The 14,689-nt window shown below is 38.9% G+C and carries 15 protein-coding genes and 1 pseudogene; 4 read left to right on the top strand and 12 right to left on the bottom strand.

The window, feature by feature from the left end; translation table 11 throughout:
• Nucleotides 1–196: 196 nt before the first annotated feature.
• Nucleotides 197–757, bottom strand: a complete 561-nt coding sequence (locus J2Z48_RS04905; protein WP_307251466.1) for a superoxide dismutase family protein — start codon at nt 755–757, stop codon at nt 197–199.
• 137 nt (nt 758–894) lie between these two features.
• On the opposite strand from J2Z48_RS04905, the gene J2Z48_RS04900 reads away from it, so the two are divergent.
• A complete protein-coding gene (locus J2Z48_RS04900) occupies nt 895–1,836 on the top strand; it encodes an alpha/beta fold hydrolase (protein WP_307251465.1) in 942 nt (313 codons plus the stop codon).
• Between the two features lie 87 nt (nt 1,837–1,923).
• Here J2Z48_RS04900 and J2Z48_RS04895 read toward each other — a convergent pair whose 3' ends face one another.
• The 4 genes from J2Z48_RS04895 to J2Z48_RS04880 form a co-directional block, all read right to left on the bottom strand.
• Nucleotides 1,924–2,709: a hypothetical protein gene (locus tag J2Z48_RS04895; protein ID WP_307251464.1), complete on the bottom strand. Its 786-nt coding sequence runs from the start codon at nt 2,707–2,709 to the stop codon at nt 1,924–1,926.
• Between the two features lie 205 nt (nt 2,710–2,914).
• Nucleotides 2,915–4,378: a protein adenylyltransferase SelO gene (locus J2Z48_RS04890; RefSeq protein ID WP_307251463.1), complete on the bottom strand. Its 1,464-nt coding sequence runs from the start codon at nt 4,376–4,378 to the stop codon at nt 2,915–2,917.
• Nucleotides 4,379–4,510: 132 nt separating this feature from the next.
• Complete coding sequence (locus tag J2Z48_RS04885) at nt 4,511–4,927, bottom strand: hypothetical protein (protein WP_307251462.1); 417 nt, start codon at nt 4,925–4,927, stop codon at nt 4,511–4,513.
• Nucleotides 4,928–5,047: 120 nt separating this feature from the next.
• On the bottom strand, nt 5,048–5,971 hold the full coding sequence (locus J2Z48_RS04880; RefSeq protein WP_307251460.1) for a S66 peptidase family protein: 924 nt from the start codon (nt 5,969–5,971) through the stop codon (nt 5,048–5,050).
• 190 nt (nt 5,972–6,161) lie between these two features.
• On the opposite strand from J2Z48_RS04880, the gene J2Z48_RS04875 reads away from it, so the two are divergent.
• From J2Z48_RS04875 to cotJC, 3 genes and pseudogenes are all read left to right on the top strand, one after another.
• Nucleotides 6,162–6,374: a spore coat associated protein CotJA gene (locus J2Z48_RS04875; RefSeq protein ID WP_072334097.1), complete on the top strand. Its 213-nt coding sequence runs from the start codon at nt 6,162–6,164 to the stop codon at nt 6,372–6,374.
• Nucleotides 6,371–6,634 carry a spore coat protein CotJB gene (locus J2Z48_RS04870; protein ID WP_307251458.1) on the top strand — a complete coding sequence of 88 codons (264 nt, stop codon included), beginning with the start codon at nt 6,371–6,373 and terminating at the stop codon, nt 6,632–6,634. Before J2Z48_RS04875 ends, J2Z48_RS04870 begins: the two co-directional genes overlap by 4 nt.
• 18 nt (nt 6,635–6,652) lie before the next feature.
• Nucleotides 6,653–6,883 (top strand): annotated as a pseudogene (gene cotJC, locus J2Z48_RS04865) (spore coat protein CotJC); the annotation flags it as partial.
• Between the two features lie 942 nt (nt 6,884–7,825).
• Here the strand turns inward: cotJC and J2Z48_RS04860 are convergent.
• The 7 genes from J2Z48_RS04860 to J2Z48_RS04830 form a co-directional block, all read right to left on the bottom strand.
• A complete protein-coding gene (locus J2Z48_RS04860; RefSeq protein ID WP_307251457.1) occupies nt 7,826–9,742 on the bottom strand; it encodes an ABC transporter permease in 1,917 nt (638 codons plus the stop codon).
• 169 nt (nt 9,743–9,911) lie between these two features.
• Nucleotides 9,912–10,553 (bottom strand): lipoprotein BA_5634 family protein, encoded by a 642-nt coding sequence (locus J2Z48_RS04855; protein WP_307251456.1) that lies wholly within the window; start codon nt 10,551–10,553, stop codon nt 9,912–9,914.
• A 31-nt stretch (nt 10,554–10,584) separates the two neighbouring features.
• Nucleotides 10,585–12,540: an FtsX-like permease family protein gene (locus J2Z48_RS04850; RefSeq protein WP_307251455.1), complete on the bottom strand. Its 1,956-nt coding sequence runs from the start codon at nt 12,538–12,540 to the stop codon at nt 10,585–10,587.
• Nucleotides 12,515–13,285: an ABC transporter ATP-binding protein gene (locus J2Z48_RS04845; protein ID WP_307251454.1), complete on the bottom strand. Its 771-nt coding sequence runs from the start codon at nt 13,283–13,285 to the stop codon at nt 12,515–12,517. Before J2Z48_RS04845 ends, J2Z48_RS04850 begins: the two co-directional genes overlap by 26 nt.
• 297 nt (nt 13,286–13,582) lie before the next feature.
• Nucleotides 13,583–13,906 (bottom strand): hypothetical protein, encoded by a 324-nt coding sequence (locus J2Z48_RS04840; RefSeq protein ID WP_307251452.1) that lies wholly within the window; start codon nt 13,904–13,906, stop codon nt 13,583–13,585.
• A gap of 149 nt (nt 13,907–14,055) precedes the next feature.
• Nucleotides 14,056–14,367 (bottom strand): polymorphic toxin-type HINT domain-containing protein, encoded by a 312-nt coding sequence (locus J2Z48_RS04835; protein WP_307251451.1) that lies wholly within the window; start codon nt 14,365–14,367, stop codon nt 14,056–14,058.
• Nucleotides 14,368–14,419: 52 nt separating this feature from the next.
• Nucleotides 14,420–14,686 (bottom strand): hypothetical protein, encoded by a 267-nt coding sequence (locus J2Z48_RS04830; protein WP_307251449.1) that lies wholly within the window; start codon nt 14,684–14,686, stop codon nt 14,420–14,422.
• Nucleotides 14,687–14,689: the final 3 nt, after the last annotated feature.

The following is a 14,689-nucleotide window of genomic DNA, read 5'->3' as shown; positions in this document are numbered from 1 at the left end:
AAATAAATTGTACCACTTATCTATTTCTTAATCAATAGATAAGATCCTATTTTTTAAATAATAATCCATTAGAAATTGTATTCTTATAACAAGTAAATCCAGATAAAAAGGACACGTATCCAGCTTCATATCCCATTAAACCTTCTAACCTATTGGGATACAGTCTGTAATACTGCCCTCATTTTTCATCAGGTTATTACTCCTTTTTTTCGATCACTCCACAAGCGATGCGTGCTCCCGAATTTCCTGATGGATCCGTCTTATAGTCGTCTTTGTCTTTATGAATGACAATCGCTGTTCCACCGGGATGGAATAAAGAATTCTCTTGATTCTCTTTTAAGGTGACATTTTCTAGCGCCAAATCAGCCAATCCCTCACCTTTATCATTTATTTCTAAGTTGGGTAAATCTCCAGCATGAGGGCCTTCTACATTTTTGGTTCCATGTTTTTTATCTGTTGGATTCAAGTGAGGTCCAGCCGTTTCAAAGGTTGGAGCATCACATTTTCCTACTGTGTGGACATGAATCCCATGTGGTCCTTCAGGCAGATCTTTTACGGTTACCCTTGCCATCACATAATCCTGTTCCTGCCAGAATTCGGCTTTTCCGATTTTTGTGCCTTTACTGTTTATGATCTCGGCTTGTGCTTTTTCGGATGAAGTGGGAAGTTGTTTCATAGTAGGAGTAGAATCGTTACATCCTGTCAGTGATAGAGCGAGCACAGATAACCCAATCATTGATTTAAAAGAGCGTTTCATAGTGCCTCCTTATAAGAAAATAATATAATAATGGTAATTTCTCCCTTTTATACCCTTTTCCTTTTTTCAGAAATTATTTTCTCCACGCCTCTGATCCGCTCTCGTCAATGATTTATAATAATAAAAGGAGGTCATATATGAACATTAAAGAAGGCTATATTCACATGACAGATGGGACGGAAGTCTATTTATACACATGGTTGCCTACCGAAACACCGAGAGGAATTGTTCAAATTGCGCACGGTATGACGGAGCATATAGGTGTGTACAACGAATGCATAGAGGCTTTACTGACCGCTGGTTTTGGGGTATACGCTCACGATCATCGTGGACATGGAAAAACCGCAAAACAAGAAGACGACTATGGACATTTTGAGCCAGATATAGGGTGGGATCAAACTGTTATGGATATCATCTTCATCTCTAACCTCATTCGTGACAAACACTCCTGCCCACTCTTTTTACTCGGGCACAGTATGGGCTCTTTTTTAGCAAGACGAGCTGTACAACTTCAGCATCATATATGTGATGGACTTCTACTTTCAGGGACAGGTGGGAACCCAGGTCTTCTAGGAAAAATAGGGCATCTATTAGCCACTCTAGAAATGAAAGTACGCGGGGTCAAAACAAAGAGCAACATGCTCAAACTGTTGTCGTTTGGCACTTTTAACTCTCAATTCAAACCAAAACGCACCGATTTTGATTGGCTATCTTCTGATGCCAGCCAAGTGGATCGCTATATAGCAGATCCAGCATGCGGATTTACCTGCACGACTAGCTTTTACCGTGAATTATGTAAAGGTGTACTCGTTGTAAATCAACTCGAAGAATATAAAAAAACACCCAAGAACCTCCCTATTTACTTATTTTCAGGAGAACTTGATCCTGTTGGAGATAAGGGGAGAGGGGTTCAAGAAGTATATGACACGTATCGAAAATGCGGAGTTATGGACGTAACCATGAAGCTATATAAAAACAAGAGACACGAGATGCTACATGAAGAAAATCGGGAAGAGGTTTTCCAAGATCTTATTGATTGGATTACACAGAGGTTGAATGAACAAACTCTACATGCCTAGTTGTTAGTCTTAGTCGCTTCGATATAGAAAGTACCGCTTAGATAGGCAGCTTTTTTATTTCAGCTGTCTATCTAAGCGGCACGTATATCAACCTGTTATTTCAGGACAGACTCTTAATCCATTTCCATCTATATGGTATACAATCGGCTGAAAATGTGTTGGGATATTTTCTTTAGGAAATGGGTGGGTATAATGAGTTGCGAGCGGATATCCAGAATTAAATATCTCAGCAAATGTAACCGTATGATGAGATAAAATCCACATTTCTGGTGCTAACCCGTCCGGAGGAACCGTTCCGGTTAACTGTTTAATATAGTGACTATTCGCCCACCAGACATTCCCAGAATAGTGTGGTGGATACGGATGGTGAAGAAAAAAGTTAATTCCACAAGAATCCACTTTTTTTAGATATGCGAAGCTCACTTCATGATAGTCAACTAATACAGTCTCCATCAAATTAACCCAATCTTCTATACAAGCTTTATAGTATACCTCACCACGTCTTACTCCCTTGGAGTGTAGATATAACACTTCTACATTATTTATACTTGCACTAGAGTATTGGTGTATCCAATGCAAGGTGGCTCTTTCATACTGATATTCTTCAGGAAGAATCCTATATCGAATAGTATCATCATAGTGACTCAGGGGATCTATAATATTTTCTTTTATATATTGAATGTCATGAATATCATCTACAACAAAATTAATAAAAATAGCATCTAATTTTTGATATAATCCTGATAAACATAATCTTTCTAGCTTTTTATATAATGAATCCTTCCAATAACTCAAAGTGCGAACATGAATAAAACAAACCTTTTTGTGATCCAGATGGTAAATGTTTTGTTCAGGTGATAAATGAATAGCCAATTTTCATTCCTCCCTATCTACTCTACCAATCTTAACGGTAGTATCACTTTTCTATGACACTATCATTTTCTACTAGATCAACTCGTATATGTTATTCTTTGTAGATATCACATGTGATAGTTAGATAGATGATAAAATGGAAAAAGGGCTAATTTGTATTGTATATAGTCTTTTATTTGTGGGACAAGGGGCAAACACCCCCCTCTTATGTCCCACAAAAAGTTTGGTAGGGATGTGAAGTCGGATCAGGTAATGAACAGTACGTAGCTTGTCCTAGCGTATATGCATACGGATTAGAAAGAGCCTCTAAAAGTTGTTTCATCACACTAAGATCTCCTCGCATGGCAGACTTTAACGCTTCCTCTACTCGATGATTTCGTGGAATGATGGCTGGATTACTATTCCTCATTAACTGCTGTGAATCTAATTTAGAAGCTTGTTCTCGATCTAATCTTTTTTCCCACTCCTGGATCCACTGATCCCATTCTGGCTTTCCATAGAAAGCTAACTCTCCCAATTGGTCAAGCGTGAGCGCTCGAAATGTATTGGTATAGTCGGCTCGGTACTTCTGCATCATGTAAAGCAGGCTTTCAATCAATGATTCATCCTCTGCTTCTGCATCAAATAGCCCTAATTTTGCTCGCATTCCAGCAAGCCAATAGTCACGATAGATATCAGGGAAATGAGATATCACTTCTTGAGCTATTTCGACTGCCGTTGACTCATCTTCATGTAGCGGTAGGAGCGCTTCCGCAAATCTAGCCAAATTCCACCCAGCCATTCGAGGTTGATTCCCGTAGGCATACCGCCCCTGCTGATCAATGGAACTAAATACCGTTTCCAAGTGATAGGTATCCATAAAGGCACACGGACCGTAATCGATTGTCTCCCCGCTAATGGTCATATTATCTGTGTTCATCACTCCATGTATAAAGCCAACTAATTGCCACTTAGCAATCAAAGACGCTTGGCGGTTCATCACTTCTTTTATTAGGGAAAGATATCGATTTTCATCTAGAACAACCTGTGGAAAATGACGTTGCAACGTATAGTCTGCTAAAGCCCGTAAGTCCTCCTTACTCCCTCTAGCTGCAGCATATTGAAAAGTGCCCACACGAATATGGCTCTTGGCTACCCGAGTTAAGATCGCCCCCGGTAAATCGGTTTCACGAATGATCATTTCTCCAGTCGTTACAACTGCTAGACTTCGAGTAGTAGGAATTCCGAGCGCATGCATGGATTCACTGATGATGTACTCGCGTAACATAGGACCAAGCGCTGCGCGACCATCGCCGCCACGAGAATAAGGAGTTCTACCTGATCCTTTCAACGCGATATCAAACCTCTTCCCACTAGGTGTAATCTGCTCTCCTAGCAATATAGCTCTGCCATCCCCCAACATAGTAAAATGACCAAATTGATGGCCTGCATAAGCTTGAGCTAGTGGTAACGTACCTTCCGGAGTCTTATTACCAGCAAATACTTTCACCCCATCCTTTTGCAAAGCTTCCGTGTCTAATCCCAGAGCGTTTGCTAGCGAATCATTTAAGAGAATTAGCTCTGGTACACGTACAGGGTTCAAGGTTGCTGTTGAGAAAAATATGTGAGGTAAGTTCGCATAACTATTATCAAAGTTCCATCCCACTGTTTGTTCACTTTTTTGTGTCATAGGATCCCCTATTCTGTATTTGTTTTGATATCACTTGCCGTGAATTATACCCTATTCACGCTCCCGATAACAAAAAAAAGAAGCACCCATTGGATGCTAGTATTGGCAAATATTTTATGTTTGACTATATAATTATCTGTACCACAAGCTACCACCAAAGCCGCCTGAAACGGAAGTTCTCTTTAATTGCATACCGGTTGCTGTGTAGAAAACAGTGAATGACAAGCTTCCGTAACCCATGACCGCACCTCTTGGTACGTCCGCCCATGTACCTGCAACACTATCTCCATTTAATTGCCCTCTAAACACGTTGGTCCAGTTGGTTCCTACGCCATTATTGCTCATACCGCTCCACCAAACTGTGTTTCCAACTTGACGGATATAGTACAATCCACCATCATTGCCTCGCCAGACACCTGTGATATCAATAGCTTGTGTTCCAATCCCTGGCTTTGCTTGCTCCTTAGCCATAACACCGTTACCAGAAGCAACAAGCCCAACGCTTAACATTAAGGCAAATGCTAAGCAAACAGAAAGAAACTTCTTCATTCAATTCACTCCTACTATTGTATTTGAAATACAAACTAATTATAACAGTTACATTATTCAGAAGATACATATTTACAAAAACTTAATGATAATTTAACTTTGTATTCGTAATATTATTCTTCAATGCGGTTCTACAGATCCTTCTTGAAACTGGATCCATCCTTCTGTTGCATTGATCTCTGTAAGTAATCCGATCGGCAACGTCCAATTAGGCTGAGTATGCCCCACATTTAGTCCAAAATAGCAAGGGATTCCAAGTGGTTTTACAATGCCATCTAGAATCTCTCGAATCGTTAGGCTCTTCTCTTCGTTTTCTGCAGTACAATCCGTGAAATCAGTAAACACAATTCCTGCTGCCCTTTGAAGTTTAGTAGAATGTCTTAGCTGAGTGAGCATCCGATCCACCCTGTACGGATCTTCATCCACATCTTCAATAAAAAGAATCTTACCAGATGTATCAATCTCAAACGGAGTTCCCAATGTAGATACAAGCAATGATAAATTGCCACCAATTAATGGTCCTCTCGCTGATCCTGCTACAATGGAATGTTTTTCGATAGGCTCCTCATATCTATCAACAGGTGCGTGGCTGGTCAAATGTTGAAATAATGTCGACCATGAATAAAAATCTGGCTTCCTCGCGAGCTCCGTAATCATAGGTCCATGAAAAGTCACCAAACCCGTAAATCGGTGAATAGCTAAGTGTAAGGCCGTGATATCACTATAACCCACAAAGATTTTCGGACTTCTCCTAATGCTCCTATAATCAACTAGATCCAGAATACGAGGCGTCCCATATCCACCTCTCATGCAGAATATCGCATCTACTTCAGGATCTGCAAACATCCGATTTAAATCCTCTGCCCTGACCCAATCATGCCCCGCCAAATATCCATGTTGTTCCCAAAGAGAGCTCCCTAATTTAAGCTTAAAACCAAACTCAGAAAAAATCTCCAATGCCTGTTCTTGCTCTTCTGGATTCGTCGGACTTGCAGGCGCGATAATCCCAATGGTATCCCCTATCTTTAACGCTCTCGCCTTCATTGGAGGACCTCCTACATAAGCAACTTCCATTCCCATCTCGATATATTATATTTCGATTATGAATGAAGAAGCATCTTGCGCACTAACATTATTTGAATAACAAATAAAACCTTATCATACCTTCTAAAGAATCAATCTCTACCAAGGAGGGATTTTTTTGAGCCAAAATGACCGCTGTCATCATACATCCATGAAAACATATGACGTATACCACGGGCCCTTTGACCCTTGCCCCCCTATTGGGCATAAATACTACTCCACTCCTCCTCACCTCTATATGGGTTTTCAGCCCCGTTGTTTAGAACAATTCCCCATTCGTGAAGCTCTATTTCGGGGAACCTTATGGAAAGCGTTATATGACCCTTACGAAAATCCGTACAAAAAAAGGGGTGAACTACGATGAATGCGCCTCTGCCACCCGAATATTATAAGCTCTTAGAAGAACTACAAGCTGTTGACTTTGCCTTAGTAGAGTTAACCCTTTACCTTGACACCCATCCCAAAGACATAGATACCATTTGCCAATTTAACAGTTTAACCAAAAAACGAAAAAAATTAGCCAAAGAATACGAAGCCCAATATGGTCCCCTCCTACAATTTGGTCGTAGTTATTCTGATGAAAATTGGTCCTGGGGAAAAGCTCCTTGGCCTTGGCAGGTATAAAAAGGAGGTTTCCAATCAATGTGGGTATACGAGAAAAAACTGCAATATCCCGTAAAAGTAAGTACATGTAACCCTTACCTAGCCAAACTACTTGTGGAGCAATACGGCGGAGCAGATGGCGAACTCGCCGCAGCACTCCGCTATCTCAATCAGCGGTACACCATTCCCGATAAAGTAGTCGGCCTATTAACCGATATAGGCACAGAAGAATTCGCTCATTTAGAAATGATTGCTACAATGATTTATAAACAAATTATTTATTATTTGCAACTAATTAATAATAAAAAACAGAGCATCAACATTTCATTGATTTGCTCTGCAATAGTAGTTTGACAAGCTTTTCAATATCAAGTGAACCGTAAACTCTAACCGTTCCCCTGTCCTCAATGATTTCTTCAAACGTTATGGGCTTATCTTTTAATAGTTCTTCTATTCGGTTGTCCATAACAACCAGCTCCTATAGTAGGTTCGATTTAATGTATTAGCAATCTGGATTGTCTTATGACATAGTAGGAATTTAGGATTGGTGAACGACTCACTCCTCCCAGATGTTTATATTTACTGAAGCGCACGGGAGCCAGAAATAAGGACAAAATTTAATCCTAAAATTTATTTGAATAAGTAATGTTATGGAAATGGGAGCCTATTACTCCCGCTCTATTGATAAATACTAGATTTGAACCATTTCCTTCTATCATGTCGAATCTCTCCTTCTCCCCTGCACTTATATAAGCGTGCTCATGAGATAGCAGGAGACATTTTTTATTGAAAAAAATAAAAAGAAGATAAATACGACAGATAATATAGAGGCAAATGTAAGAATCGGCAGGAGTAGTGGATTACTAATATCTATGTTAAACAGAAAAAAGAATGGATTCGATCACGATAGATCGAATCCATTCTTTCATAATGCTCTAATATTTTTTAAAACATATCTTCACAAAAGAAAATCTACTCTGTAAGTACATCGAGAAATGTTTGCATATGACCTATTTTATATAGCATTTCTCGAGTATAGTCATTCGTAAATGCCCTCTTATTTGGGGTAGAACCAGCAACTGTGTCACCAACCGTAATTTGCCCAAATAATGGAATTGGAATAAACGAAAGATAGGAAAACTAAGACTCCTTACTTTGTATGCATTTCAACAAGGTAAGGAGTCTTCTGTTTAATGATGCCTTAGGGTTATTCTAATGCATGGACTCTACCATCACTTTATTCATCTCTTTTAGATAAAGAGCACGGATGATAAGAAAATAGACTAGCTGTACAACAAAGAAACCAGTAATACTTATTAATGATGATGTAAGCATGCCTTGTGCTTGGAATGAAGATCTACTGAAAACTTGGAGAACGGACACAGACACAGACACAAGTCCTGCAACGATAAATGGAATGAAGAATAGCATGGCCATCTGGATGGTACATGTCCATTTCATCTCTCGTGTGCTTAAACCGATCCTAGAAAGCATTTGATAAATCCGCTGATCATCATTCAAATCAGAATATAATTTGAAGTATAGAAAGCTACCCGTAGCGAGCGAAAATATCGCTGCGATAAGTATGCCAATGAAACTCATCATACTATGTTCTTTTTGCTTTTCAAGATAACTGACAGCTCTTGTTTTCACATGACCATCTTCATGAGCGATCCCCTCCAACACTTTACTCAATTTTGCTTGCTTAGAATCCGAACGAGGGAATTTCTGATTCGACCAATCTGGCACAAAATAATAGATAGAGATATTTTCAGGATTTGCCTTGTTTTGCTGTGCTTGATTTTTCTCTCTTTGCTTTTGTTCGATTTGTTGGTAAGTCTGATCATTCACCACGACAAAGGCGTTGTATAGCTCAATCGTTTTATCAATTCGTTGTACAATTTGGAGATCATGTACTGATAATTCTTCTTTTAGTTCTTGTTCTATCTGTTGTCCAGAGCGTGAGTTCTCTAATTTAGATTCAGGAGAAATGAGAATCGCTTCTCTGGATTTGAGCTTATGAGAAACCTTCATCTCAAGCAATTTGGCTAGCTGAGGATAATCAGATTCTTTGATTACATGCAAGCCCCCATGAATCCAGATGGATTTACTAATCACTTTCTCATATGTTAGCCCTGCTTTTTCTAACTCTAGATCGATTTTCTTCATACCCGATGCCCAATCTTTCCCCTCTCTATCTGAAAAAGTTATAGCAAACGGATTTTCCCTATACGCCTCTTTCGTCTCATAATCCATATAATGGACAAGGCTGATAGCGGAAGAAGCCATAATGATCACAATGGTGACCATAAAAAACATCCGGGCATTATCTTTTAGCTTATATGACATCTCCGAAACCCATAGTAGCTTTGTACCTCTCCAATAGAAAGAACGGTTTCTCTTCAATAACCGCATCAAGAACACACAAAACTGAGTAAAAAAGAAGTAGATCCCCATAATCCCCGAAACGAGAGCCTCTTTCATATAGGTAAAGCTTTTACTTGAAAAATAGTATGCAGTTGCGATTAAACCAATGGATAAAAGAATAAGTAGGATGTGGGCTTTGGGTTCCTTTTTTGGTTTACTTGTACCCATCAACAATTCAAGCGCCTTTTTTTGACGAATGAAGGCAAGGATTGAAAAGGAAAGCACGATGTATAAGACGAAGAAGGCACCTGCGGTAAGCCCCATCGCTTGTAATGGTAGATAAAATGGAAGTTTGATCTCTAAAATGTTAGCTCCATAGAGAAGGATCAGTTTCGCACAAGCAAGTCCACAAATCATTCCTATCACAATGGCGGCAATGCCAATCAATATATTTTCTAGAAAGATGAGCTTCCTAATCTGCTTTTTCTGTGCTCCTAAGATCGTCAAAATCCCTAATTCTTTATTTCTTGATTTCAAAAAGATGCTGATCGAGTAAAACACAAATAAAAATGAGAAAACGTAAGCAATACCAACGGCAGCCCCCATGACCTTTCGAAGACCAGGTATATCTAGACTAGGATGAAAGATGAATACGGCATAGGTAAAGAAGACCATTACTGCAAAGACACTGCTTAAGAAGTAAGCGGAGTAAGCACGAGCGTTTCGTTTGACATTATTAAGTGCAAATTGACGAAAATTCAAGCGCTTCCCTCCCTAAATAACGATCTGTCAATCATTTATTAGACAAACGTATGTCGATCACAATCTAATTTTAATATGTCCATTTTCTGCGATACTCCCTGTTACTATGTTAACTAACCGACTATCCCATAAATGTATAGGTAGTCGGTTAGTTGTGATACGGGATTCATTACTTCCAAGGTTTCAGAGAAGCATTGATATAATCGATTGTATCCGAGAGCTTTATCAAACTTTTACCATTCTCTACGTCAGCTAAAAGTACAGTGAGTTGTTTCTCTGGCGCTTTGATCGAGGCAAAGATATCATCACTCACCATAACGTAGGAATTCTCTCCTGGAAAGCGGCTTCCTTCACCAATAATCGTGTCTCCCTTATATTCGGTAATCAATTTCTGTTCGGACTCTACACTTTTGGTAGCCCCTTCTTTCAAATCTTCTCTGGCAAAGAGAATTCCTTTTCCTGTTGGAACTGCTGGTAACGTAATCAACTTTTCTATTTCCAATCCTTTAGGTCCTTTCACTCGTTTAACAGTGTTCATTAATCCTCTCTTATTCAATGCCTCCGCAGTAGTCTTGGAGAGGAACAAAACTTTTTTATCATTTATCTTACTTTCTTTCAAAGTGTAGTTCTCTTGGGCAGAAATCTTACTTTTAACATCGGATAACGTTTTTTGTACTTCTTCTTTCTCGCCTAACACAATAGCACCATTGGGACGACCAAAGTAATGGAGAAGTTCTGGCTTAAAGAAGAAATAGGTGAGCAGTATGGCGGCGACAACAGTAATACTACCTATCGTTACAATTTTTTTCATGAGTGTTTGCTCCTTCATTTTTTATAGAATGTTATACCATGACTCGTTTCAATTGACGCAAGTACAGGTATCTGACGATCAAAAACTGGATGAATTGTAAGGCAACAAAAGCGCCAATGGCTGTAAGTACAGGTGTATACAGAGTGTTAAAGCCTAACGAATGATTCAACATCGACAAGCTAATCAAAGACTGTAGTCCCGCTACAATAAGTGGGATAAAGAACAGACTGGCCATCTGGATCGTCGACGATCGGTTCATTTCCTTGGCAGTTAAACCGATTTTGGATAATCTGTTATAAATCCGTTGATCCTGATTTAAGTCAGTATAAAACTTGAAGTATAGGAAGCTTGCGATGGAAACAGTGAAGACAGCCGCGATAAAAATACCAATAAACATGTAGACTTGAGTCGCTTGCTTTGATCCGAAATACTCTGATCCTCGACTTTGTAGGAATCCAATAGATTCCCCAGACTCATTTTCACTGTTAATCGCTTTATCCAATTTCGAACCTACTTTCACTTCAAGTGAACTAGCAGTAGGAAGACGGTCACTAGGCCAGTCTGGAACGAAATAGTTAATACTGGAAATCTCGAGATCTTGTTTCTTGGAATCTGCTTGTAAGGCTACTTGCTTTAATTGCTGATAAGTAGCATCGGAAACCACGAGCATTCCAGCATCGAAAAGCATATTTTCCTTCTGCTCTACAGTAAGCAGATGATTTTTTTCTTTCAAAGTTAGTTGTTTGAGTTTTCGTTGGCTTTCAATCTCCTCTTTGATCCGTTCATCAATCTGGTTATCAGGAGAAGTGACCATAATGGCTTCGTTGTCTTTGAGATTCTTTATTTTTTCTAATTTGTGTACACGCATCAACTGATTGTAGTCAGATTCCTTCATGATTGAAGTCTCTGTTTCTTTGAATTTAAAATAGATTTTGTTGATCATTATTTTTTCAAACTTCACACCTACTTGATCCAATTCTTGATCAACCTTGCCAACTTCGGCTTTCCATTTATCTCCGGCTTTTTCAGATGGGTTGTACGTAAATGCAAATGGATTTTCCGTAAACTTTTCTGCGCTTTGTTGTTGGAAAGCAAGGACGATTCCGGAAAAGCTACAAGCCATCGTAATCAAAATGGTAACCATAAAAAACATGCGAGCATTATCTTTCATCTTATATGCCATTTCAGACAGCCAGATTAGATTGATTTTCCGCCAGAAGAAGCGACGATTTTTCTTTAGTAGTCGAACCAAGAACACACTTAGCTGTGAAAAGAAGAAGTAGGTTCCGATTAATCCGAGTAGCATAATAATAATCATGTTTAATCGATTCACATCTTGCTTCATGAACCAAATTACACAGATGAAACAAAAGATCGATAATAGTGATAAGAAAATAGAGGTAGTTGGCTCAGATTTGTGTTGATTAGAGCCAAGCAACAACTCTAACACTCTCTTTTTCCGCATCATAAATGGAGTTAATAAGGAAATAAAAATAAATAGTCCTAAGAAAGCAGCACTTGTGAGCCCTATCGCTTCCCATGGTGGATAGAGTGGGAGTTGCTCTTTCATCTCCAACATGCTTGCAGCTAGAATAAAAAAGCCTTTGGCAAGTAAAGCGCCACTACCCATTCCTGTTAAAATAGCTGCTACGCCAATGATCATATTCTCCAATATAATCAGAGTATTGATCTGACTACCTTTGGCACCATGTATCGTAAGTATGCCAAATTCTTTCTTCCGTGCTTTTAAAAAGGCACTGATCGAATAAAGCACGAACAGAAATGCCACGATAAAAATCATATATTCAGCGACTTTCATGGTATCTTTTGTTGTGGGTCCGGGTATGAGCTTCTCTAACTCAGGATGAAAGATAAACATCGCGTAAGTGAAGAAGATCATCACTGCAAAAGCACTGCTTAGAAAGTACGCGGAGTATGCACGTAGGTTTCGTTTGACATTATTAAACGCGAATTGACGAAAGTTCATGTGCATTTCCCCCTAGCAACGACAACATATCAATGATTTCTTGGAAAAAAGTTTGTCGATTCTCCCCTTTATAAATTTGGTTAACGAGCTGCCCGTCTTTAATGAAAACGACGCGATGGCAATAACTAGCCGCTTGTGCATCATGGGTAACGAGCATGGTAGTCGTTTGATCCTCTTGATTGATTGACTCCATCATCTCCATCACCGTACGAGCTGACTTCGAATCTAGATTTCCGGTGGGTTCATCGGCTAGTAATAGCGATGGAGAGTGAATGATGGCACGGGCAATGGCTGCTCGTTGCTTTTGACCTCCGGACACCTCATAGGTCCGTTTCTTTAATATCTCAGTAATGCCTAACTTTTCCGCTACTTCCTGTAGCTTTTGATCCATTTCTCGGATGCTTTTTTTATCTAAGGTAAGAGGTAAGACAATATTTTCGGCAATCGTTAAGGTGTCTAATAGATTAAAGTCTTGGAAGACAAATCCTAATTCACGTCGACGAAAGATAGAAAGATCACTTTTCTTTAAGCGAAGCGGTTGCTTTCCATTAATATAGATCTCACCCGATGTTGGGGTATCGATTGTGGATACCATGTTAAGCAGAGTGGTCTTCCCGCTCCCCGATGGCCCCATGATCCCGACAAATTCTCCTTTTTCAATGGTTAGATTGATATCGGATAGAGCTTTATGCGTAACTTTTCCAGTATAAAATTTCGTTAGATGTTCTACTTGCAACATATCCATTTGCTGTAATCCCTCTCTGCTATCAGGTTATGGGATTAGTTTAGCAGGTGAGATCCTACACACAAATTGTTTTAGCTTACAATTTAGCTTACATAAATGTAAGATTTCTCGAGTTAATAATTTTAAAGAGAGAAAAGCAGTTGATAGATTACAGTAAATAATGGGGTAAGTCCGAGATAAGTCCAAAAACGGCCATATAGATAGAAAAAAATGTAAACACTATATATTTGTTTGGTACAAGAGGGCTTAACACCAAAACCAAAGAAGCTATCCAAATAATTTAGGAGTAAGAGGACTCTATACATGAAAAATAGACCGAATATACTTCGAACGAATCCATAAAAAATAGATCGACTGAATCATCAAAAAGATGGATATTACTTGGAGTGATTGAGTTAACTGGGTAGCTTTTATTTCTATTTGGTTCCATGTAGATAGTATGACCAGAGCATGTGACGAAGCCACCACAAACGGTAAGAAAAATAGTAAAATCAGTTGTTGTGTAACAATTTTTTTGATCTCACTCCGCTTAAGTCCGATTTTGATTAATTTGCGATATTGATCTCTGTCTGATTGGATATACACAAAAACTCGAAAATAGATGAAACTAACAGCAGCCATAAAAAAGACAATGCTAATAAACGAGCCAATAAAGAATAGAGATTGATTGGATTGTAGCCGATATTGAAATTTATCGGGTGCAGTATATATATGCCAAGGATTCTCTTCCTTCTGACTGTAACGATCATAAATCTGTTGGCTTAAATCCCCTAGTTGGAGACGGTGGTTCGTTCTTCCTTCACAGTTACCTTCTCAACAGGAATACCTAGTCCATTCTCGTCTTCTAGTAAATCTCCTGCTTGAAGGTCACCAGCTTTCATCCAACCCTTACCTATCACCCAAAATGGATGCTCGGCTGTAGTTTCAATTTTTTCTTTACCAACATGAACCGTATAAATCTTGTCCACTTCACGCTTAAAGAGTTGAGTTACTTTCTTATATTCCATTTTCCCAGTCTTATCATCTTTGGACAAGACTTTATCGCCGACTTGAATATCCTCGATGGATTTGTTAATTCCCATCTGAAAAAATAAAGCCCCTTACATTGAATAAAATGCAAGGAGCTTTACGATATTAATTTAAAACCTTAAATTCCGGAACTCTCTTTGAAAATTCATCTTCATCATCGAACGATAACATATCTTCATCATTAGGAATTAAAACACGAGAGAGCCGAATACCTTGCTTACAAGAATTACACCAAACCAGTTGGAAACCAACTCTCTTTTTAAGATCACCAACATAAATATATTCAACCTTTGAAGAACAGCAATTAGGACATAATACCTGTTCCTTATTTTGTAGATTTAACAACAGTTTTTTCCAACCTCGAGGTAACATAAA

This window comes from Croceifilum oryzae, from assembly GCF_030814315.1.
Lineage (GTDB): Bacteria > Bacillota > Bacilli > Thermoactinomycetales > Thermoactinomycetaceae > Baia > Baia oryzae.
Note: the sequence above shows the minus strand (reverse complement) of the source record. Positions and strands in the feature narration are given on the sequence as shown.

What these genes read in the sequence shown, in the direction of transcription:
- J2Z48_RS04905 (WP_307251466.1), bottom strand. Translation starts at nt 757, where the DNA reads ATGAAACGCTCTTTTAAATCAATGATTGGGTTATCTGTGCTCGCTCTA.
- J2Z48_RS04900 (WP_307251465.1), top strand. Translation starts at nt 895, where the DNA reads ATGAACATTAAAGAAGGCTATATTCACATGACAGATGGGACGGAAGTC.
- J2Z48_RS04890 (WP_307251463.1), bottom strand. Translation starts at nt 4,378, where the DNA reads ATGACACAAAAAAGTGAACAAACAGTGGGATGGAACTTTGATAATAGT.
- J2Z48_RS04885 (WP_307251462.1), bottom strand. Translation starts at nt 4,927, where the DNA reads ATGAAGAAGTTTCTTTCTGTTTGCTTAGCATTTGCCTTAATGTTAAGC.
- J2Z48_RS04880 (WP_307251460.1), bottom strand. Translation starts at nt 5,971, where the DNA reads ATGAAGGCGAGAGCGTTAAAGATAGGGGATACCATTGGGATTATCGCG.
- J2Z48_RS04875 (WP_072334097.1), top strand. Translation starts at nt 6,162, where the DNA reads ATGAAAACATATGACGTATACCACGGGCCCTTTGACCCTTGCCCCCCT.
- J2Z48_RS04870 (WP_307251458.1), top strand. Translation starts at nt 6,371, where the DNA reads ATGAATGCGCCTCTGCCACCCGAATATTATAAGCTCTTAGAAGAACTA.
- J2Z48_RS04855 (WP_307251456.1), bottom strand. Translation starts at nt 10,553, where the DNA reads ATGAAAAAAATTGTAACGATAGGTAGTATTACTGTTGTCGCCGCCATA.
- J2Z48_RS04850 (WP_307251455.1), bottom strand. Translation starts at nt 12,540, where the DNA reads ATGAACTTTCGTCAATTCGCGTTTAATAATGTCAAACGAAACCTACGT.
- J2Z48_RS04845 (WP_307251454.1), bottom strand. Translation starts at nt 13,285, where the DNA reads ATGGATATGTTGCAAGTAGAACATCTAACGAAATTTTATACTGGAAAA.
- J2Z48_RS04840 (WP_307251452.1), bottom strand. Translation starts at nt 13,906, where the DNA reads ATGGCTGCTGTTAGTTTCATCTATTTTCGAGTTTTTGTGTATATCCAA.
- J2Z48_RS04835 (WP_307251451.1), bottom strand. Translation starts at nt 14,367, where the DNA reads ATGGGAATTAACAAATCCATCGAGGATATTCAAGTCGGCGATAAAGTC.
- J2Z48_RS04830 (WP_307251449.1), bottom strand. Translation starts at nt 14,686, where the DNA reads ATGTTACCTCGAGGTTGGAAAAAACTGTTGTTAAATCTACAAAATAAG.